The following is a 20,394-nucleotide window of genomic DNA, read 5'->3' on the forward strand; positions in this document are numbered from 1 at the left end:
CAAGCATCTCGCCTTCGCATAGCGCTCAACAGCAAGGGAAGCTCGCACCACATGTCTGCCCGCATCACGCGCGTCTCCGCTCATGACATCCGCTTCCCGACGTCCCGTCACCTGGACGGATCGGACGCCATGAATCCCGCGCCGGACTATTCGGCCGCCTACGTGATCGTTGAGACCGATCACGGCCCGCATGGTCACGGCATGACCTTCACCATCGGTCGCGGCAACGAACTCTGCGCCGCGGCGGTCGATGCGCTTGCTCCCCTGATCGTCGGCCGTCCGCTGGACGATCTCTTCGTCGATATGGGCGGTACTTGGAAAAGCATCACCGGTGAGAGTCAGCTTCGCTGGGTCGGGCCGGAGAAGGGCGTCATCCATCTAGCCGCAGCGGCGATCGTCAATGCGCTTTGGGACCTCTGGGGCAAGACACTCGGCAAACCCGTTTGGCGCATCTTGGCTGACATGAGCCCGTCCGACACCGTGAAGCTGGTGGACTGGACTTATCTCAGCGATGCGCTCGACCCTGGCGAAGCACGCGAACGTCTGGAGGAGAGAGTCTCGGGCCGCGCCGCGCGGATCGCGGAAATGGAGGCCAAAGGCTACCCAGCTTATACCACCTCGGCCGGCTGGTTGGGTTATTCCGACGAGAAGATGCGCACACTCTGCCGAACGGCGGTCGCCGAAGGCTGGTCTCATTTCAAGATGAAGGTCGGCGGTGACCTGCAGGACGATATTCGCCGGGCGGCGATCTTGCGCGAAGAGATCGGTCCCAACCGCAAACTGATGATGGACGCCAATCAGGTTTGGGGCGTGACGGAAGCCATTGCCAACATGGGCGCATTGGGCCGCTTCGATCCCTGGTGGATCGAGGAGCCGACCAGCCCAGACGACATTTTGGGGCATGCCCGCATCGCGCGCGAGATCGCGCCGATCAAGGTCGCGACAGGTGAGCACTGCCAGAACGCGGTCATGTTCAAACAGTTCCTGCAGGCCGACGCCATCGCATTCTGCCAATTGGACTCCTGCCGTCTTGCGGGTCCGAACGAAATCGTCGGCGTGCTGCTGTTGGCCGACAAGTTCGGCGTTCCCGTCTGCCCCCATGCCGGCGGCGTTGGGCTTTGCGAATACGTCCAGCATCTCTCGATCTACGACTATGTCGCGGTATCCGCTTCTCTCGAGAATCGGGTTCTTGAGTATGTCGACCATCTGCATGAACACTTCCTCGATCCGGTGGTGATTAAGGACGGCCGGTACCTGCCGCCGGAAGCGCCTGGTTACTCGATCACCATGAAGGATGATAGCCGGCGCGCGCACAGCTTTCCAAACGGCGTTGCCTGGGCTTGAACGATCACGGAAATCCACGGGATGCGCTCAATGGAACATGATGGAATCGTCGCCTTGCCAGCATCGGGAACCTTTGCCGGCCGTGTCTGGCGGCCCGACCTGAAGGGTCCGTCTGTGGTGATCGTTCGGGACGGAACGGTGATCGATATCACCAGCCGAGACACGGCGACGCTTCGCGACCTGCTGGAGATCGAGGACCCGGCCGCATACCTGCGCGATGTGGAGGGCACGTCCCTAGGCAGCCTGCACGAGCTTTTCGCCAACAGCATCGGCGAGAAGGCGGGGGCCGACCACCCTCGCCTTCTGGCTCCCTGCGACCTGCAAGCCGTCAAGGCCTGTGGCGTGACCTTCGCCAAATCCATGGTCGAGCGCGTGATCGAAGAGCGCGCGGCCGGCGATCCGACCCGTGCAGAGGCCGTTCGCGCAGCGGTCGGAGCAATCATTGGAGACAGCTTGCAGAACCTGGTACCCGGCTCAGCACAGGCCATGCAGGTGAAAGCCGCCCTGATCGAAGAGGGTCTCTGGTCCCAGTACCTGGAGGTTGGGATCGGCCGCGATGCCGAGGTCTTCACCAAGTCTCAACCGCTGTCCGCGGTCGGTTGGGGCGCCGACATCGGTTTGCACCCGGTTTCGACCTGGAACAACCCGGAACCGGAGGTCGTTCTGGCAGTCGACAGCCAGGGCCGGATCAAGGGCGCAACCTTGGGCAACGACGTCAACCTGCGCGATGTCGAGGGGCGTTCGGCCCTTCTGCTCGGCAAGGCCAAGGACAACAACGCCTCCTGCGCCATCGGGCCTTTCATCCGCGTGTTCGACGAAACCTACGGCATCGACGATCTGCGCGTCGCCGAGCTTGAACTGACCGTCGAGGGTCAGGACGGTTTCCGCCTCAGGGGCGAGAGTTCCATGCGCGAGATCAGCCGGGACCCTCTGGACCTCGTCGCTCAAACCCACGGGCGGCACCACCAGTACCCCGACGGTTTCATGCTGTTCCTGGGAACGCTGTTCGCCCCGACTCAAGATCGCGATATCGCCGGCGAAGGCTTCACCCACAAGATCGGTGACAGAGTGACCATCAGTAATGACGAGCTCGGCAGCTTGACCAACAGTGTACGGCTCTCGACGGATTGCCCGGAGTGGACCTTCGGTTTCTCAGCGCTGATGCGGAACTTGAGCGCCAGAAACCTGATTTAACCGGAGACAGAGACAGATGATACAGGGACAGCACTTGATCGCCGGTTGTTGGGTAGCGGCCGCAACCACCTTCGCATCCAAGCCCATACAAGGACCGGCTCACCGCTTCGCGGTCGGAACGCCAGATCATGTCGATGCCGCGGTAAAGGCGGCGGAGGAGGCCTTCTGGTCCTACGGCTACAGCGGCAGAGCCGCCCGCGCCGCCTTCCTGAACCGTATCGCCGACGAGATCGATGCACGCGGCGAGGCCATCACCGAGATCGGTTGCCAGGAGACCGGCCTGCCGGAGGCGCGGCTGGTCGGCGAGCGCGGACGCACTGTCGGACAACTCCGCCTCTTCGCCAGTCATATCGAGGCGGGCGCCTATCTCGATCGGCGGTATGACGCGGCCCAACCCGACCGAACGCCGCTGCCTAGGCCCGATCTGCGGTTGATCCAGAGGCCGGTCGGACCGGTGGCGGTATTCGGCGCCTCCAACTTCCCGCTGGCCTTCTCGGTTGCGGGCGGCGACACAGCCTCCGCCCTCGCCGCCGGCTGTCCCGTCGTGGTGAAGGGCCATCCGGCGCACCCTGGCACCGGAGAGATCATGGCGCAGGCGATCGAAGCCGCCATCGTGGCCTTGGATCTACCGGCAGGCCTGTTCTCGCTGATCCAGGCCGACGGCACCGAGGTCGGCGCCGCCTTGGCGCAGCATCCCCTGATCAAGGCGGTTGGCTTCACGGGCAGTCTTGCTGGCGGGCGGGCGCTGTTCGACCTCTGTGCCCGCCGGCCCGAGCCGATTCCCTTCTTCGGCGAACTTGGATCGATCAACCCGATGTTCGTGATGCCGGCTGCCCTGGCCGCGCGCGGCCCGGAAATTGCCCGCGGTTGGGCCGGATCGCTGACGATGGGCGCCGGTCAGTTCTGCACCAATCCCGGCCTTGCCATTCTGCCAGAGGGCCCGGAGGCGGAGGCCTTCACCGTTGCGGCGCGGGAGACGCTGGCGGCCGTCGCAGCCCAGAATATGCTGACTGAAGGGATCGCATCGGCCTATCGGGAGGGTGTTGCAAGGTTCCGAGACAAACCCGGAATTAAATCGCTCTTTGTCGCTGAAAGCGGCTCGCGGTCAGCCGCACCCAGTCTCTTCTCCGTCGATGCCGAGACTTGGCTCGCCGATGGCGACTTGGCGGAGGAAGTATTCGGACCGCTCGGGCTGCTGGTCAGAGTCGAGACTCCGGAAGAGATGCGGCGGATCGCCCAGGGGCTGCAGGGACAACTGACCTGCACCCTGCAGATGGACGCCGCCGACACCCAGGCTGCCAAGCAGCTCATGCCGATTCTCGAGCGCAAGGCCGGCCGCCTTCTGGCCAACGGGTTTCCGACTGGCGTGGAGGTTTGCGACACCATGGTTCATGGAGGGCCCTATCCCGCCTCGACCAACTTCGGTGCAACCTCTGTCGGCACCATGGCGATCCGACGCTTCTTGCGGCCCGTGTGCTATCAGAACATGCCCATCGATCTGCTGCCCGAAGATCTCGCCGAGGCGTGACCGTGGATCGCTAGAGCAGGTTGTGATCGTATGGAACCGCTTCGCGGCTTCGCCGATCACAGGAAAAATACTCCAACGATGTGACTCTAGACCAGATTCACCGCGATCACCGGACCCACACCGTGGGTCCGATGATCCCTATCTGGTCTAGAGAGTGGTTGTCAGTTCGCCAAGGCGTTGGATCAGAGCCATGTTTTCGCGATAGTCGATGGGAATCACAATGAGGGACGGCCCCTGATGGGTAAGGGCCTTATCGATCGCCGCACGGAGGTCGCGGGCATTCATCACCTTCTGACCTTGCCACCCGAAAGCGGCGGCCAAATCGAGCCAGTCGGGATTACCGAAGGCAAGGTCGGTGTGCTTTTGGAACTCCTGTTCCTGTTTCCAGGAGATCAGGCCGTAACCACCGTCCTCCCAAACCATCACGGTGATGTCGCTTCCCAGGCGCCGAGCCGTCTCCATCTCCTGCACGTTCATCAGGAAATCACCGTCGCCGGCGATCGCGAAGATTCTGCTGTTCGGGGCCACGATATGGGCCGCGATCGCGCCGGGCAGCGGCATGCCCATGGAACAGAAGCCGTTTGGGATCAGACAAGTGTTTGGCTCATGGCAATGGTAGTAACGGGCGATCCACATCTTGTGAGCCCCCACGCCGGACAGCAGAATGTCGGAGGGGCCCAGAGCGGCGCGCACATCCCAAAGAGCTTTCTGGGGCCGGATCGAGCCTTCCGTATCGTCGTCTTTATGCGCCGCGAAATCCTCCGCCATACGCGCCCGCACCCTCGCCTGACCTTCAAGCGCATAGTTGGGAGCGCCGTCGCGCGCGACCCGCTCGTTCAGCATCCAGAGCCCATGCGCCAGATCGCCGACCAGTTCGACGGCCGGGAGATACTGACTGTCGATCTCGGCCGGCAGGAAGTCCATGTGGATGATTGATTTGTCGCCCTTCGGGTTCCACAGGCGCGGCGGATACTCGACCAGATCGTAACCCAGCGTGATCACCAGATCGGCCTCGTCGACCGCCAACGCCACGTAGTCCTTTTGCTGCAGACCGATGGTGTAGAGGCAGTAGGGCGCGTCGCGGTCCACCGCGCCCTTGCCCATGAAGGTTGAAACGACGCCGATACCCGTCGCTTCGCAGAATTGACGAAGCTGCTTGGCGGCCCGCCGCCGGATGGCGCCGTTACCGGCAATGATAATCGGGGTCCGCGCGGCACGGATCCGGGCCCAGGCGGAGTCGGCGATCTTATCATCTACACCAGGACGGCGGAAACGACGCGGCTCCAGAGGCGTCGATGCCGTGTCCTGCTTGGCAACGTCTTCCGGCAACTCGATCAGCACGGCGCCCGGCTTTTCCGTACGGGCCAAGCGCACCGCCTTGCGGACGATTTCGGGAATACTGTCGGCAGCGCGGATCGATTGCGCCCACTTCGTGACCGGCTCGTACATCGCCACCACATCCATCACCTGATGGCTTTCCTTGTGCTGACGCGCGGTCGCAGCCTGGCCGGTCAGGACGAGAACGGGGGCACGATCCATATTGGCATCGGCAACGCCGGTAATCAGGTTGGTCGCCCCGGGACCCAAGGTGCCGAGGCAAGCGGCGAGATCGCCGGTCAGCCGGCCGTAGACTTCGGCCATGAAGGCCGCGCCTTGCTCGTGCCGCGTGAGCACGAATTCGATCGAGGAGTCCTGAAGGGACAGCAAAAAGTCGGCGTTCTCCTCTCCAGGCACGCCGAAGATGTGGGTGATGCCTTCTTCCTCGAGGCAACGGACGAGGAGATCGGAAGCCTTCATGAGGTCGCGTCCCTAACAGTTCCGGGGATAAAGTTTCGAGCGCTCAAGGGCGAATCTACAGTATCGGCCCCTACCTTAGGTCGGTTGAAGTTTCTCACCTGCAACCCTCGTCAGACGGAATGAAGGTTGCCACGCATTCCCAGCACGCCTTCAGACCGCGGTGCCAGTCCGGCGCGGACAGATATCCCACCGAAGAGGTGGGCAACTGCCCTCCCGCTCGGACATGCGATGTCGAAATGCCAACGTCGGAACACCACGTCAGGATTTGCCTTCGACCACCTGCGGCTTCAGATCTCGGTAGGTCCCATAGTGATGCTGGAGATGTTCGCGCATTGCCGCCTCGGCCTGGTCGGGACTGCCGGCGGCGACCGCTTGGACAATCGTACAGTGGGCCCGATATGCGGCTTCGTCCTCACCCGGACGCTGCAACACAAGCGCCCGGCGGTCGTCCAGAAGCATCGCCAGAGTTTCGTGAAGTGCGACGACGATGGGGTTGCCGGTGGCCTGCGCAAGCGCGGCATGAAAGGCCACGTCGGAGAGCTTGAAAGCCGCTTCGTCACCCATCGCCGACCGATTGGCCGCCAAAGCCTCGTCGAGACGCCGCAGGTCCGCCTTTGTGGCCGATTCCGCCGCCGTGCGCGCGACGGCGACCTCGAACAAGACGCGGGCCTCTTGCAGGGCCGTCTGCCCGTCCGGCTCCTCCAGAAGACCACGCAGAGCCCCCGACAAGCGCGGGATCACCGCATCGAACGTCGGTTTGATGACGCGCGGGCGAGTGCCGCTGTGAATCGCAATGAACCCCAGCTTCTGGAGGTAAAACAAGGCTTCGCGAATAGCCGGACGGCCCACGCCGAACTGTTCCATCAGTTCGCGTTCGGACGGCATGGTGTCGCCGGCCTTGTAGTGGCCGTCGCGAATCTCTTTTTCCAGCCGTTCCGCCACCTGCTCCGAAAGCGTCCGACGCTCGATTTTGTACTTCTTCATACCTATGGTCGCGCTATTCACCAGCGCCCTATCCGAACGAATCTTTGCGCCCTCGGGCGTCCCTGCCCCTACCGCCTCGCTTCGATCTGACTCGAGGCGGAAGTGCGCGCAGGATGCGTCAAGTCGGGAGTAGACGCAAACGGGCGCGAGATCGGCAAGTCCTGTCGCCCAACGTCTTCTGCGCCGCCTTCGACCGCGAAGGCCGCGACCTCAATCGGCAGTGTCCCGGAAAACGGCCGACGTCGCCTTGGGCCGAACCTGAATCCGAGTAGCACCGCTGCGTCAGCGATACAGCAGATTCGGCAGCCACATCGACAAGGCCGGCACGAAGGTGATCAGCAGCAGCGAAACCACCAGTGGAATCAGAAACGGTGCGGTGCCGCGCATACAGCGCTCGAACGGCTCTCCAGACACCCGGGAGAGTACGTAAAGCACCATCCCGACCGGTGGGGTCAGCAAACCGATCATCAGGTTCAACACCATGATGATGCCGAAGTGAACGGGGTCGACACCGACCTCGATCGCCACAGGCAGTAGAACCGGAACCAGGATGGTGATGGCGGCAACCGTTTCCATGAAACAACCGACGATCAGCATGATGACAGTCATGAGCAGCAAGATGACGAAAGGATTATCCGTATAGCCGGTCAGCGCGGCGGCGAAGTAGCTGGTGAACTGATTGCTGATCAGAATCCAGGAGAAGATGGAAGCCGCCGCCACGACCAGAAGAATGATTGCGGTGGTCTCGATTGTCTCCATGCTGATGCGAACCAAGCGTCGAAGCGGCAGCGTGCGATAGACGACCAGGCCCAGGAAAAGGGCATAGACCACGGCAGCGATCGCAGCTTCGGTCGGTGTGAAGGCGCTGGAGAGAATCCCGCCGACGATGATGACGGGCGTCAGGAGAGACAGGAAGGCCCGAGTGAAGGTGGACCAGAGGCGGCGGAGGTCGAACCGGGTGTCGCGCGCATAACCGCGGCGCCGCGCGATCCAGGCGACCATGATCATCAAGGTCGCCGCCATGATCAGCCCTGGAATCAATCCTGCAACGAAGAGCTGTCCGATCGAGGCCGATGCCATGACGCCGTATATCACCAAAGGCAGACTGGGCGGAATGATCGGACCGATGGTGGAGGAAGCGGCGGTGATGCCAATGGCGAACTCAGGGTCGTAGCCCCGCTCGCGCATCGCCTTGATCTCGATGGTACCGAGGCCGCCGGCATCGGCGACGGCCGCACCCGACATGCCGGAGAAGATGATGCTGGCCCCGATGTTGACGTGGCCGAGCCCCCCACGCATCCACCCCAGGAGGGCGTTGGCAAAGTTGAAGAGCCGGTACGTAATACCGGCGCCGTTCATCAGAACTCCGGCGAGAATGAAAAAAGGGATCGCCAGCAGGGGAAAGCTGTCGATCCCGTTAATCATCCTGTGCGCGACCACGAAGTCCGGCACTTGACCGGTGATATAGACGAACAACAGGCTCGAACCACCCAGGGCAATCGCCACGGGAATACCGGCGAGCAGCATGGTGAAGAGGGCGGCGAACAGAAAACCAAGGGTCTGACCGCTCCATAGCAACCAGACGCAGAGCAGGCAGCCAAGCACAAGTGTGAGCGGCGCCAGAAGCCTGGAACGACCACCCAGGGATCGCGGAATCACGCTCATCTCGGACTCTCGTTGTTTCCGACTGCATCCTCGGCCGCCTGGCCCCATCCGCCCGATGCGGTTCCGGACGCCCGACGCCGCCAGTCGGAAGTGGCACGCTGCAGCGCCCGCAGCGTCATAAGGACAAGCCCGGCGGCGGCCACGTAGTAGATCACGCTCTTCGGGACATCGACCGAAGTCATGTAGGAGTGCGTGCGCTGTGCCAAGGCATAGGACAGCCACGCCAAAGCCGCGAAGAACCCGATCCGAACGGTATCGACCACGGCCGCCGTCACGAGTTCCGCACGCGGCGACATGTAGCGATGGAGGAACTCCATCATGATGTGGCTGTTGCGGCGCACCGCCATGGCGCCCCCCAGGAAGCCGACGCCGATCAGCAGGTAACGCGCCATCTCCTCGGTCCAGCCGATCGAATCACCCAACACGAAGCGGGAGAAGAACTGCGCGAAAACGTTGGCGGCGAGCAGCCAGAAGACGAGTAGAACGGCATAGTCCTCAACGGCGTACTCGGAGAAGTGGAATGGGGGTTCGGCGTCGAGCTCCAAGATATCCGACTCAACCGGATTCGATGGGTCCGTGCCGGTCATGGCCACCTCCAAATGGGAAGCTGCCGCGCAGTCCGCCCCTGTCGGGCAGACGGGAGCGGACTGCGCGAAGGAACGACTATACGGAGGATCTACTTGAGCGCCTGGAGACGCTCGAAGATCTCGTCGGACCAGTCAACGGTCTCGCCCGTCAGATGCGGTTGCAAGGCCTCGCGAAAAGCCTCGCGGTCGACGTCCCGATTGACCGTGACACCGCGTTCCTCGAACCAAGCCACCAGTTCCTGCTCGGACTCCACGATGTCCTCGGTGATGCCGCGGGCGGCTTCCTGCAGGATCTCTCGCAAGATGGTCCGGTCCTCGTCCGACAGGGAGTCCCATGTCAGACCGCTGACGATGGTGAGTAGAGAGTCCCGGATATGGCCGGTCATGTTGATGTAGTCCTGCACCTCGTAGAAGCGCTTCGCCCGGATCGTGTTGAGGGGGTTCTCCTGAGCATCGACGGTGCCTTGCTGGAGAGCGAGATAAACCTCCGCGAAGGCGATCGGTGTCGGATTCGCACCGACGGCGTCCGGCATCATCATGTAAAGTTGAGCGTTGGGCGTACGGACCTTCAACCCCTCCATATCGGCCGGACTGTCGACTTTCTTGTCAGACGTGAGATGCCGCTCGCCGTAGTAGGCCAGGGAAATAATCTGGTTGCCGGTCCGATCACCGTAGCCGTCGGCCAGTTCCCGAAAGAGATCGCTTTCGGCAAAGGCTTGCCAGTGATCGAAATCGCGGAACACGTAGGGCGCACCTCCGATACCAATAGGCCCATAGGAGCGTCCGGCAAACTGGTTGCTGGTGTAGATAATGTCGACGGTCCCGAGCCCGAGGCTCTCGTTGAGATCCACTTCCTTGCCGAGCGTCGAGGCTGGAAAGACCTCCATCGAGAGACGCCCGTCGGTCCGCGTCTCCAATTCCTCGGCTGCCCAGACCGCCCACTCGTGAAAAGGCTCCGAAGTTTCATAGACATGCGCGAATTTCAGTTCCTTGGCGACAGCCGGAGCTACCGTCAGCGCAGCGCTCGCAACAGCGGCAACCGTCAAAGCGAATAGGGCCGAACGGCCCGCACGCGTCATCTGTCCCATGAGCTGTTTTCCTCCATGTGTTTTCGTTTTCCGTCTTGTCGAACGCACAGCTCTGACGGCCGCTTGATTTTATCTTATGTGAAGAAAAACTATACCTTTCATACCATCATGCCAAACTAATTCAACTTACGCTGTTCCGCCTTCGTGAGTGACGCGCCCCACCCATCCATCTCGAATTCTGGCTTCAAGCAAGATTTTTCATGGGAACGCCGACAGTTGACGACCAGTCATCTCTTCCGCCTTCCCAAAGAGATGCCAGCGCTGAAAACTAAGAGAATCGACCTTTCATACTATCATAAATATACTATTCGACTGATGTACTGCGGGCTTCCGGCGGGCCCCCTATCCCCGCTTCCGCTTGCCGAACAAAACCGCCAGCGACGGAGGAGTGCCATGGACGATCCCCAGACTCTGGCTCAGGCGACGGCTCCGCCCGAGACGAGCGAGGCGCGCAAGCATCCGACAGCGCCGGAGGCACAGCTGGTGGTGCGTCTCAATCGCCAGGACAACGTCTTGGTCGCGGCCCGCAGCCTCGCCGAAGGGGCCGTGCTGCCAGGTACGGATGCGGTTTGCCGCGACACCATTCCGGCTGGCCATAAGGTGGCCGCGGCGGCCATCCCCGCCGGAGCGGCGGTGCGCAAGTACGGTCAAATCATCGGCTTCGCGACTCACGATATCGACGCGGGTCAGCATGTGCATACGCAGAACTGCGGCATGGGTGACTTCAGCCGTGACTACGCCTTCTGTGAGGAAGCGCAGGCGACTGCCTACGTACCGGAGGCCGAGCGTGCGACTTTCCAAGGCCTTGTCCGGTCGGACGGCCAGGTAGCGACACGCAATCATATCGGCGTGCTGACAACGGTAAACTGCTCCGCGACGGTGGCGCGCGCGGTGGCGGAGACCTTCGGCGGAACCGCGCTTGAGGCCTTTCCCAATGTCGACGGCGTGACGGCCTTCGCCCACACGACTGGCTGCGGCATGGCCTCATCCGGCGAAGGCTTCGAACTGCTGCAACGTACGCTGCACGGCTACCTGACGCACCCGAACTTCGCAGGCATCCTGCTGATCGGCCTCGGCTGCGAGATCAACCAAATTCACCGTTTGACAGAACGCTACGGCCTTCAGTCCGGCGAGCGCTTTCAATACATGACCATTCAGGAGGCCGGAGGCACCCGGGCCGCAATCGAGCAAGGCAAGGCCTGCGTGAAGGCCATGCTGCCCACGGCCAATGCCGTCGCCCGGCAGCCCCTGCCGGCCAGTCACCTCAAGCTCGCGCTGCAGTGCGGCGGGTCGGACGGTTACTCCGGCATCACCGCCAATCCGGCGCTGGGCGCCGCCGTGGACAAGCTTGTGCGGAACGGCGGAACGGCGATCCTGAGCGAAACGCCCGAGATCTACGGCGCGGAACACCTTTTGACCCGACGCGCCGCCAGTCCCGAGATCGGCGAAACACTGCTCGGCCGCGTCCGCTGGTGGGAAGACTATGCGGCCCGCCATGCCGGCAGTCTGGACAACAACCCTTCACCCGGAAACAAGGCGGGCGGCCTGACGACAATCCTGGAGAAGTCGCTCGGAGCCGCGGCAAAAAGCGGAACCACCAGGTTAGAAGCGGTTTACGACTACGCGGTCCCGATCACGGCCAAAGGCTTCGTGTTCATGGACTCGCCCGGCTACGATCCCTGCTCCGTCACCGGACAGATCGCCGCCGGCGCCAATATCGTCTGCTTCACGACGGGGCGCGGATCGGTCTCTGGCTTCAAGCCCGCCCCCTCGTTGAAGCTCTGCACCAACAGCGTCACCTACAGACGGATGAGCGACGACATGGATATCGATTGCGGACCGGTGCTGGATGAAGGCGTTTCCATCGAAGCGATGGGCGACCGCATCTTCGATCTGATCCTGCGGACGGCCTCGGGCACAGCGACCTGCAGCGAAGCCTTGGGTTTCGGCGACAACGAATTCGTCCCGTGGCAGATCGGTGCCGTGATGTAACGGCTTGCACCGGTTTGCATCCGCCTGGAACGGCAGAACGGTACTGCGACCGAAACAGAAGTCGAAAAGGGAGACCTCATGAGCCAACGCTTGACCGGAAAGACCTGCCTCGTAACGGCAGCGGGTCAGGGGATCGGACGGGCCACGGCGCTGGCCTTCGCCGGCGAGGGCGCCCGCGTGATCGCAACCGATATCGACGAAAGCACTCTGGGAAGGCTCGCAGCCGGCCAAGCCGGGATTCAGGTCGAACGGCTCGATGTGCGTGACCCGGACGCGATCAATCTGGCGGCGCAGCGCCACCGCGACGTCGACGTCCTCTTCAATTGCGCCGGCTTCGTCCACCACGGCACGATCCTGGAGGTCAGCGAAGACAACTACGACGTTTCGTTCGACCTGAACGTTCGAAGCGCCTTCCGCATGAGCCGCGCCTTCCTTCCGGCGATGCTGGAGCGTGAAAGCGGCTGCATCCTCGCGGTTTCCTCGGTCGCTTCCAGCATCAAGGGCATAGTGAACCGCTGTGTCTACGGCGCGACGAAGGCCGCGCTGATCGGTCTGACGAAGTCCATAGCCGCCGATTTCGTCGGTCGAGGAATCCGCTCCAATGCCATTTGTCCCGGAACTGTTCAGACGCCCTCGCTCGACGAACGGATCGCGGAGCAAGGCGGAGATCCCGAGGGTGTCCGCCGCGCCTTCGTCACGCGCCAGCCGATGGGGCGGCTTGGGACGCCGGAAGAGATCGCCGCCCTTGCCGTCTACCTCGGGTCCGCGGAAAGTGCCTTCGTGACCGGGCAAGCTTTCGTCATCGACGGCGGCCTATCGATGTAAGATCACGCGATCCAAGCCATTCACGTCTATCCGAGGAGCAGCAGGTGAGACTTACCCGTTTTGGCACGCCAGGGGCCGAAAAACCGGCGATTTTGGACAGCGACGGCCGTCGGCGCGACCTGACGGGCATCGTATCGGATGTTACCGGCGCCGCCCTGTCGCCCGGGAGTTTAAGGCGGTTGGCGGAGGTCGATCCGGCGGGACTGCCGGCCGTTCCCGAGAGCGAACGCTGGGCTCCCTGCGTCGGCGGTATCGGCAAGATGATCTGCATCGGACTGAACTACGCCGACCATGCCGAAGAGTCCGGAATGGAGGTCCCCCCGGAACCCGTAGTCTTCTTCAAGGCGACCAGCGCGATCTGCGGTCCCTACGACGAGGTCGAGATTCCGCGCGGTTCGACCAAGACCGACTGGGAAGTTGAGTTGGGTGTCGTGATTGGCACGCGCGCCAAGTACGTCACGCCCGAGGCGGCGATGGATCACGTCGCCGGCTATTGCATCGTCAACGACGTGTCCGAGCGCGATTTTCAGCTGCAACGCGCCGGGCAGTGGGTCAAAGGCAAGAGTCACGACACCTTCGGACCGCTCGGCCCCTGGCTGCTCACCGCCGACCAGGTGACCGATCCGCAGGACCTTGCGATGTCCTTGAGCGTCGACGGCCATCGCTACCAGAACGGCTCGACACGGACGATGGTCTATCGGGTCGATCACCTGATCAGCTACCTCTCCGGCTTCATGACGCTGGAGCCGGGTGACGTCATCTCAACCGGAACTCCGCCCGGCGTCGGCGCCGGCCAGAAACCGCCGGTGTTTCTGCGACCCGGCCAGGTGATGGAGCTGTCCGTCGAAGGCCTGGGCACACAGCGGCAAAAGACGGTGGCAGCCTGAAGGCGGTGATTTCCTGGAGCAGCCTTTCAGGCCGCCACCTTCATTTCCATCCAGTTGGCGAAGGCGGTACGTTGAACCTCGCTCAAGAAGAGACCGTGCTTGGTACGACGCTCCAGAACGTCTTCGGGCGTGCGTGCCCATTCGCGCTCGATCAGCCAACGGACTTCGCGTTCGTAGAGGTGACCGCCGAAGCAAAGGCCCAAGTCGTCCAGCGACCCAACTCCTTCGATCAGCCGCTCGGCATCGGTGCCGAAGGCCCGTGCGTAGTGGCGAGCCAAGGTTTCCGGTAACCAGGGATGCGCCGCAGAGAAGCCGGAGAGCCAGCCTTCGAAGTCGGCATCGGGAATGTCTCCGCCTGGGAGCGGCGCCGAGGCTGTCCAAGGTTCGGTCATGTGGGGGAAGAAGGGCTTGAGGCGCTCCAGTGCCGCCTCCGAAAGCTTCCGGTAGGTGGTGATTTTGCCGCCGAACGCGGACAGGATGGGTGCGCGGCCCTCGCCACCGTCCAACTCGAGCTCATAGTCGCGCGTGACCGCGGACGCACCCTTGCTTTCATCGTCGTCGAATAACGGGCGGACGCCGGAGTAGTCCGCCAGGACGTCGTCTGGCGTCAGGGCCGTCTCGAAGTAGCGGTTCAGAACTTTCAACAGATAGTCCACCTCCGCCTGTTCGATCGCCACGTCTTCGGCCCGTCCTTCGAACGGGATATCGGTCGTCCCGACCAGAGCCAGATCTTCGAGATAGGGATTCACGAAAATCAGCCGGCGGTCGGTATTCTGCAGGACATAACCATGCTCGCCCCGCCACCAGCGCTTTAGGATGATGTGACTGCCCTTGACGAGACGGACGCGCCGCTGCGCGTTCACGCCGACGACGTTCCCGAGCACCGTCTCAACCCAGGGCCCCGCCGTATTGACCAAGGCGCGTGCCATCACGTTGCGTGTCGTCCCAACTCCCTCATCCTGCAGCACCACCCGCCACAACGCACCTTCGCGACGCGCCGAAACGCAGGCGGTGCGGGTCACCACCTCTGCACCCAAACGCGCCGCGTCCACGGCGTTCGACACGACGAGACGCGAATCGTCGACCCAGCAGTCGGCGTATTCGAAGGCGTTACGGAAACTCTCGCGCAAGGGAACTCCTTCCGGCGCCGCTCGCAGGTTGATCGATCGGCTGCGCGGCAGACGCTTACGCCCACCGAGGTGATCGTACAGAAACAGGCCGAGCCGAATCAGCCAGCGCGGTCTCTGCTCGGAACTGTGCGGCAGAATCAGACGCAGCGGCCACACGATGTGCGGCGCGGCGGCCAGCAGAACCTCGCGTTCGATCAGCGCCTCTCGGACCAACCGGAACTCATAGTATTCAAGGTAGCGCAAACCGCCGTGGATGTACTTGCCGGACCGGGAGGACGTGCCCTCCGCCAAGTCGCCTTTCTCGCAGAGCAGGACGGACAGACCGCGCCCGGCTGCGTCACGGGCTACACCGGCACCATTGACACCACCCCCAATAACCAGAAGGTCGACGGTCCGCTCCACCTCTTGCGTCATGGCGTGAAACCTCTCTCCAGGTTGGCGGCGGCTCGCGCCGGCGCGGGAAGAAACAGGCCCTTGCCATCGGCCCGACGGAGAGTGTGTCGACCGTGGTTCATGGCCGCCCTCAACATCGATTCAGCGGAGGTTCGCCGGCGATATGGCGGCGTACCTCCTCGGCGGCGCTGCGCGCGGCGATCCGGACGGTCTTGAGTGACGCGCCGGCGATATGCGGCGTCAAAGTCACGTTGGATAGCCCGAGCAAGGGCCAATCGGCCGGCACCGGCTCGACCGCGAAGGTTTCCAGCATGGCCCCACGCAGATGGCTGGTGGCAAGCGCCCGATAGAGCGCCTGATAATCGACCAACGGCCCCCGCGCCGTATTCACCAGCACGGACCCGGGTTTCATGCGGGCAAGAGCCGCAGAGTCGATGAAACCCGTTGTCTCGTCTGTGACTCGGGCGTGCAAAGTGACGATGTCGGCTTCGGCGAGGAGTTCGTCGAGCGGCAGCAGACGCACGCCGTCGGCGACATCGACCGGGTCGAGCTGAACATAGGGGTCGGCGACCAGGACGCGCGCACCGAAGGCCTTCAGCAGCCGCACCACACGTGTCCCGATCGCGCCGTAACCGACCACTCCGACCGTCAGTTCGGACAGTTCTTCGCCAACAGTGTCTGCTCGGTAAAGATCTCCGCGCCAGCTCCCTTGGCGCAGGGCATCGTGACCGCGGGTGATGTTGCGCGTTTCTGTCAGAATCGCACCCAGCGTAAACTCCGCAACCGCCGAGGCGTTGCGTCCCGGTGCATTGACAACGGTTACGCCGCGTGCCCTCGCTGCTGCCATGTCGATGTTGACCGGCCCGCCGCGCGTCACGGCGACCAACCTCAAGTCGGGGAGTCGGTCCAGCATGACGGAGGACAAAGGAGCAAGATGCGTTACGAAGACAGGGGCGTCGGCGACATGTTCGATGACGCGCTCGGGCTCACCCATGTACTCCTTCAGTCCCTGCAAGCTAGAGACGCCGTTTCCAGACTGCACCATAGGTTCGTCCGGCCACGGCAGCTCCAAGGAGCGGCAGCGCACGGCGCCGCCGCAAACCTTCGACAGCTCCTCTTCGAAGATGGCCGGCAGCATGAAGCGGTCGCCAATGATCGCTACATCGATCTTCACGCCGTCCCCTCCGTCCCGCTCCGCACCTCCGCGAGTTCACTCCAGATGGGGCGAAGCGCATGCCGCGTCTCCTGGTAGACGTGAAAAAGCGACTCATACTGAGTCGCCAGTTCGTCGTCGCTTCCGTCCGGCGGCCCCAAAAGCGGTGTCACCCAATCGGCAACGCAGGTCGAAAGATCCGAATAGAAGCCTTGCTGTACCGCGGCGATCATGACGGCACCGGCGGCGCCCGCCTCGGCGCGTTCGACCGACCGCACAGGCGCACGCAGTACAGCCGCCAGAATTTGCCGCATGGCGCGGGACTGTGCCGCGCCACCGGTCACGCGGATCTCCGACGGTATGGGACCCAACGCCTCGTAACAATCGCGAGCGGCGAAGGCGAGGCCTTCGTATACGCTGCGCAGCAGATCGAAGAAGCCGGTCGTCTGGTCCAGACCCGTGAAACTGGCGCGGGCGTCCGGATCGGTGAAGGGTCCCCGCTCCCCTGCAGCCGAAATGTAGGGATGATAGAGTGCCGCTGCCGGACGCGCCGCCAGAACCCGCGCGTCCAACCCCTCCAGCAGATCGCGGCGGCTACGGGTGACGCAGCCAAGCGCCAGCACTTCGCGGGCCAGATCGAGCATCCAATCGAGGTTCAGCGTCGCCGCCATGTTGGTCTGCATCTGCGCATAGGCCTGGCCGGGAAAGGCCATGGTGTAGCCGCAGCGCTCCGGGTTCAGACGAACCTCTTCAGCGGAAGCGGCGAAGCGCATGTGCATTCCCGTGGAGCCGAGCACGCTCATGCCGGGCCGCACATCGGGATCGCAGAGCCCGCCGCCGAGAGCGGAGCACATGATGTCCACATACCCCAGGATCACAGGCAAACCGGCCTTGAGCTCAAGCGCCTCGGCGGCCGCAGACGACAGCGCGCCCGCCGTTCGCGCGCCGTCGAGAATCGGCGGCAAGAGGCCTTGCTGATCGACCAGGTCGAGGGCTTCGAATACCGCATTCGAGTAGGTCCGCGTGCGGAAGTCGCCAAAGGTGAAAACACCCTCGGTCGGGCAGGTCGCACGTTGGCCGGTGAGCCGGAAGTAGATCCAATCCTTGGGGTGCAGAGCGGTCGCGGCACCTGCGAGAAGCTCCGGAGCCTGGCGTTTCATCCAGCGGAGCTGCGTTCGCATCTGACAGGCGTTCACGCCAGTCGCGGTGATGCGATAGATCAGCTCCGCCTCCGGCGATCCCTCCAGTGCTCGCACTTCCTCGGCCGCGCGCGCATCGAGCCAGATCCAACCGTCATGTACCGGCTCACCGTCTCGGTCGATCAGCCAACAGCCATCACCCTGTCCGGTGACGGCGAGCGCGGCGACTCGCTCCGACAGACCGGGATAGCGTTCGAGCAGCATGCGCAACACCGCCACGACATCGCTCCAGGTCCGCGTCATGTCCTGCTCCGCACCGCCGCCTGGCAGTCTGCGATAGGCGTTTGGGCGACTGGCCATTCCGATCTGGCGGCCATCCGCCTCGAAGGCGACGACCTTGATCACCGAGGTCCCACTGTCGACACCAATGAACACCGGGCTTCTCACGCCAAGCGACCTCCATGGCTGACGGCGGCTCCATTCCCGGCATCGAAGAAGTGAAGGTCTTCAGGTGCCAGGGCTACAGCGACTCGCTCGCCGGGACGTACAGTGGCGCGGCGGTGCTCCACAGCCACCAGCACCCCGCCGGCGAACTCCGCTGCGATATGGGACTGGTCGCCGAGCCACTGGTTCACCGTGACGGTCGCCGGCACCCCCTCGGCGACCAGCCGAACCGCATGCGGCCGCACCCCGATCGCGATCTGGCCATGTTCCAGGAGCCGCGCGTGCACCGACTCTTCGAAGGCCGCGGCGGCATAGTTCAGCTCGGCACCCTCGCCCAAGCGCAAGCGCAGACGACCGTTCCCGCCACCGACCTTTGCGACAAAGACGTTCATCGGCGGCTCGCCGATAAAGGTTCCCGTGAAGAGATTTGCCGGCCGGTCCTTCAGAACAGCCGGCGTCGCAAACTGTTGCAGTAGGCCGCCTTCCATCACCGCAATGCGGTCGGCCAGCGCATTCGCCTCGGTCTGGTCATGGGTGACCAGGATAGCGGTCATGCCGCGTTCCTTGATGTGATGTTTGATCCGGCCACGCAGCAGCGCACGCAGTTGCGGCTCGAGCTGACCCATCGGCTCGTCGAGCAGGTGGAGATCGGCGTCGCGGACGAGCGCCCTGCCGAGACTGGCGCGCTGCTGCTGACCGCCCGAAATCGAGGAGGGGTATCGCTCGAGGATGTCCTCGATTTCCAGAAGCCGTGCGATCTCCTCGACGCGGCGCGTCGTCTCCTCGCGTCTCAGCTTCGCAGACTTCAGTGCGAAGGCGATGTTCTCGCGCACCGTCAAAGGCGGATAGAGCGAATAGCCCTCGAAAGCCATCGCGACATTGCGCCTGGCCGGGGCCAGGTCATGGATCTCCCGACCCTTCAGGCGAATTTGGCCTGCCGTTACCTCCTCGAACCCGGCGATCATCCGCAGGGTCGAGGTCTTTCCACAGCCGGACGCGCCCAACAGGGCGACGATCTCACCCGCAGCGACCTGCATCTTTAAGCCATGTACAGCCTGCACGGGATGCGCACTTCCGGGATTGTAGATCTTGTCGAGTCCCTCGAGGATCAAAGCCGCCTCGTTCATGCTGCGGCTCCTCTCACATCAGCACCGCGCCGGTTCGGATCGATCCTCAACCCGGTTTCACGATCGAACAGCAGCGCATGCGCGCTGTCGACGGCGATGTGCGCTATTCCGTCAGTCGGTCCAGGCTGGCCGGATGGGCGCGAGACCAGGATCTCGCGCCCGCGGGCGGTGGTGACCAGGGTCACGATCTTCTCGTTGAGCGGCGTTTCCGCTTCGATGGTGACCGGAATGGCGCCGGCATCGCCGGCCTCGACGAAGCGGATCGCCTCCGGGCGGAGCCCGAGCGAGCAAGCCCTGCCGATGGCGTGACCGAGCCCCGGATCGATCGGTGCCCTGAGCTTCGACAGACGTACGAAGGGACCTTGAGCATCTTGCTCGGGCACAACGTCGAGGACATTGATGGTCGGATCGCCGAACAGACGCGCGATCTCCAGCGAGGCAGGTGAGAGATAAATCTCCTCAGGGGTGCCGAGTTGCGCGATGCGGCCGCGAAACAACACCGCGATACGGTCCGCTAGCGCCATCGCCTCCTTGTAGTCTTGGGTAACATAGAGCGTGCTCGCGCGCTCCGCCGCGAGCAGTCGCGGCAGCTCCAGCCGCATCTCGAAGCGCAGCTTGGCGTCGACATTGCGCAGCGGATCGTCGAGCAGCAGCAGAGACGGAGCCCCGGCCAGCGCGCGAGCGAGGGCCGTGCGCTGCTTCTGACCGTTGGAAAGAGCACGCGGCTTGTGGGTGAGCACCTGGTCGATCTTGAGCAGGCGGGCGACCCGATCCACCCCCTCGCGCACCCGCTCGGTGGGCCTGCGCTTGGCCGCCAAGGGACTGGCGATGTTGTCGAAGGCGTTCATATGCGGAAAGAGAGCGAAGTTCTGGAAGGCCATACCGATATCGCGCAGCTCGGGCGGAACGTCGAGCATGTTCCGACCGTTGAGGCGTAGGGTGCCATCGTCGGGCTCTATGACACCGGCGATCAGGCGCAGCAGAACCGTCTTGCCGGCACCCGACGGGCCGAAGAGAACCAGGGTTTCCCCCTCTGCCAAGCTCAGGGACACACCGTCAAGCACGGTCTCTTTCTTGTAGCGCTTAACGATATCAAGAAGCTCGATGGCCGCCATGA

The 20,394-nt window shown here is 63.3% G+C and carries 16 protein-coding genes; 6 read left to right on the top strand and 10 right to left on the bottom strand.

The features are described from left to right. The first annotated feature begins 51 nt into the window (after window positions 1–51). The 3 genes from DBZ32_RS08170 to DBZ32_RS08180 are packed head-to-tail and all read left to right on the top strand — an operon-like array spanning window position 52 to window position 4,066. Window positions 52–1,344: an L-fuconate dehydratase gene (locus DBZ32_RS08170; RefSeq protein ID WP_119166646.1), complete on the top strand. Its 1,293-nt coding sequence runs from the start codon at window positions 52–54 to the stop codon at window positions 1,342–1,344. A gap of 30 nt (window positions 1,345–1,374) precedes the next feature. Then, on the top strand, window positions 1,375–2,538 hold the full coding sequence (locus DBZ32_RS08175) for a fumarylacetoacetate hydrolase family protein (RefSeq protein ID WP_119166647.1): 1,164 nt from the start codon (window positions 1,375–1,377) through the stop codon (window positions 2,536–2,538). A 16-nt stretch (window positions 2,539–2,554) separates the two neighbouring features. After that, window positions 2,555–4,066, top strand: a complete 1,512-nt coding sequence (locus tag DBZ32_RS08180; protein WP_119166648.1) for an aldehyde dehydrogenase (NADP(+)) — start codon at window positions 2,555–2,557, stop codon at window positions 4,064–4,066. Between the two features lie 147 nt (window positions 4,067–4,213). Here the strand turns inward: DBZ32_RS08180 and DBZ32_RS08185 are convergent, their stop codons facing one another. The 5 genes from DBZ32_RS08185 to DBZ32_RS08205 all read right to left on the bottom strand — a co-directional run bounded on the left by DBZ32_RS08185 (window position 4,214) and on the right by DBZ32_RS08205 (window position 10,187). Then, window positions 4,214–5,863 (bottom strand): acetolactate synthase large subunit, encoded by a 1,650-nt coding sequence (locus DBZ32_RS08185; protein ID WP_119166649.1) that lies wholly within the window; start codon window positions 5,861–5,863, stop codon window positions 4,214–4,216. A gap of 258 nt (window positions 5,864–6,121) precedes the next feature. Continuing rightward, window positions 6,122–6,847, bottom strand: coding sequence for an FCD domain-containing protein (locus DBZ32_RS08190; RefSeq protein ID WP_119166650.1), 726 nt, complete (start codon window positions 6,845–6,847; stop codon window positions 6,122–6,124). Window positions 6,848–7,129: 282 nt separating this feature from the next. Next, the gene (locus tag DBZ32_RS08195; RefSeq protein WP_119166651.1) at window positions 7,130–8,512 is read right to left on the bottom strand and encodes a TRAP transporter large permease; all 1,383 of its coding nucleotides are present in this window, start codon (window positions 8,510–8,512) and stop codon (window positions 7,130–7,132) included. Continuing rightward, on the bottom strand, window positions 8,509–9,099 hold the full coding sequence (locus tag DBZ32_RS08200) for a TRAP transporter small permease (protein WP_119166652.1): 591 nt from the start codon (window positions 9,097–9,099) through the stop codon (window positions 8,509–8,511). The genes DBZ32_RS08195 and DBZ32_RS08200 overlap by 4 nt, the downstream gene beginning before the upstream one ends. Window positions 9,100–9,188: 89 nt before the next feature. Then, window positions 9,189–10,187: a sialic acid TRAP transporter substrate-binding protein SiaP gene (locus DBZ32_RS08205; protein WP_235830100.1), complete on the bottom strand. Its 999-nt coding sequence runs from the start codon at window positions 10,185–10,187 to the stop codon at window positions 9,189–9,191. Window positions 10,188–10,580: 393 nt separating this feature from the next. Between DBZ32_RS08205 and DBZ32_RS08210 the strand changes: the two genes are divergently transcribed. From DBZ32_RS08210 to DBZ32_RS08220, 3 genes are all read left to right on the top strand, one after another. Next, a complete protein-coding gene (locus DBZ32_RS08210) occupies window positions 10,581–12,179 on the top strand; it encodes a UxaA family hydrolase (RefSeq protein WP_119166653.1) in 1,599 nt (532 codons plus the stop codon). A gap of 78 nt (window positions 12,180–12,257) precedes the next feature. After that, window positions 12,258–13,004 (top strand): SDR family oxidoreductase, encoded by a 747-nt coding sequence (locus tag DBZ32_RS08215; RefSeq protein ID WP_119166654.1) that lies wholly within the window; start codon window positions 12,258–12,260, stop codon window positions 13,002–13,004. 44 nt (window positions 13,005–13,048) lie between these two features. Continuing rightward, window positions 13,049–13,891 carry a fumarylacetoacetate hydrolase family protein gene (locus DBZ32_RS08220; RefSeq protein WP_119166655.1) on the top strand — a complete coding sequence of 281 codons (843 nt, stop codon included), beginning with the start codon at window positions 13,049–13,051 and terminating at the stop codon, window positions 13,889–13,891. Window positions 13,892–13,917: 26 nt separating this feature from the next. Here the strand turns inward: DBZ32_RS08220 and DBZ32_RS08225 are convergent, their stop codons facing one another. The 5 genes from DBZ32_RS08225 to DBZ32_RS08245 form a co-directional block, all read right to left on the bottom strand. After that, entirely contained in the window at window positions 13,918–15,435 is a 1,518-nt protein-coding gene (locus tag DBZ32_RS08225) for a glycerol-3-phosphate dehydrogenase (RefSeq protein ID WP_119166656.1), read from the bottom strand. Window positions 15,436–15,544: 109 nt separating this feature from the next. After that, a complete protein-coding gene (locus tag DBZ32_RS08230; protein WP_119166657.1) occupies window positions 15,545–16,588 on the bottom strand; it encodes a 2-hydroxyacid dehydrogenase in 1,044 nt (347 codons plus the stop codon). Continuing rightward, a complete protein-coding gene (locus tag DBZ32_RS08235; protein WP_208539153.1) occupies window positions 16,585–18,153 on the bottom strand; it encodes an FGGY-family carbohydrate kinase in 1,569 nt (522 codons plus the stop codon). Before DBZ32_RS08235 ends, DBZ32_RS08230 begins: the two co-directional genes overlap by 4 nt. Beyond that, the gene (locus DBZ32_RS08240; RefSeq protein ID WP_119166659.1) at window positions 18,150–19,277 is read right to left on the bottom strand and encodes an ABC transporter ATP-binding protein; all 1,128 of its coding nucleotides are present in this window, start codon (window positions 19,275–19,277) and stop codon (window positions 18,150–18,152) included. Before DBZ32_RS08240 ends, DBZ32_RS08235 begins: the two co-directional genes overlap by 4 nt. Further along, window positions 19,274–20,392, bottom strand: a complete 1,119-nt coding sequence (locus tag DBZ32_RS08245) for an ABC transporter ATP-binding protein (protein ID WP_119166660.1) — start codon at window positions 20,390–20,392, stop codon at window positions 19,274–19,276. The genes DBZ32_RS08240 and DBZ32_RS08245 overlap by 4 nt, the downstream gene beginning before the upstream one ends. Window positions 20,393–20,394: the final 2 nt, after the last annotated feature.

It is taken from the genome of Algihabitans albus (assembly GCF_003572205.1).
GTDB classification, from domain to species: Bacteria; Pseudomonadota; Alphaproteobacteria; order Kiloniellales; family DSM-21159; genus Algihabitans; species Algihabitans albus.

Bases quoted from the DNA above. Each gene is read 5' to 3' on its own strand.
- DBZ32_RS08170 (WP_119166646.1), top strand. From the start codon at position 52: ATGTCTGCCCGCATCACGCGCGTCTCCGCTCATGACATCCGCTTCCCG.
- DBZ32_RS08175 (WP_119166647.1), top strand. From the start codon at position 1,375: ATGGAACATGATGGAATCGTCGCCTTGCCAGCATCGGGAACCTTTGCC.
- DBZ32_RS08180 (WP_119166648.1), top strand. From the start codon at position 2,555: ATGATACAGGGACAGCACTTGATCGCCGGTTGTTGGGTAGCGGCCGCA.
- DBZ32_RS08185 (WP_119166649.1), bottom strand. From the start codon at position 5,863: ATGAAGGCTTCCGATCTCCTCGTCCGTTGCCTCGAGGAAGAAGGCATC.
- DBZ32_RS08190 (WP_119166650.1), bottom strand. From the start codon at position 6,847: ATGAAGAAGTACAAAATCGAGCGTCGGACGCTTTCGGAGCAGGTGGCG.
- DBZ32_RS08195 (WP_119166651.1), bottom strand. From the start codon at position 8,512: ATGAGCGTGATTCCGCGATCCCTGGGTGGTCGTTCCAGGCTTCTGGCG.
- DBZ32_RS08200 (WP_119166652.1), bottom strand. From the start codon at position 9,099: ATGACCGGCACGGACCCATCGAATCCGGTTGAGTCGGATATCTTGGAG.
- DBZ32_RS08205 (WP_235830100.1), bottom strand. From the start codon at position 10,187: ATGGGACAGATGACGCGTGCGGGCCGTTCGGCCCTATTCGCTTTGACG.
- DBZ32_RS08210 (WP_119166653.1), top strand. From the start codon at position 10,581: ATGGACGATCCCCAGACTCTGGCTCAGGCGACGGCTCCGCCCGAGACG.
- DBZ32_RS08215 (WP_119166654.1), top strand. From the start codon at position 12,258: ATGAGCCAACGCTTGACCGGAAAGACCTGCCTCGTAACGGCAGCGGGT.
- DBZ32_RS08225 (WP_119166656.1), bottom strand. From the start codon at position 15,435: ATGACGCAAGAGGTGGAGCGGACCGTCGACCTTCTGGTTATTGGGGGT.
- DBZ32_RS08240 (WP_119166659.1), bottom strand. From the start codon at position 19,277: ATGAACGAGGCGGCTTTGATCCTCGAGGGACTCGACAAGATCTACAAT.
- DBZ32_RS08245 (WP_119166660.1), bottom strand. From the start codon at position 20,392: ATGGCGGCCATCGAGCTTCTTGATATCGTTAAGCGCTACAAGAAAGAG.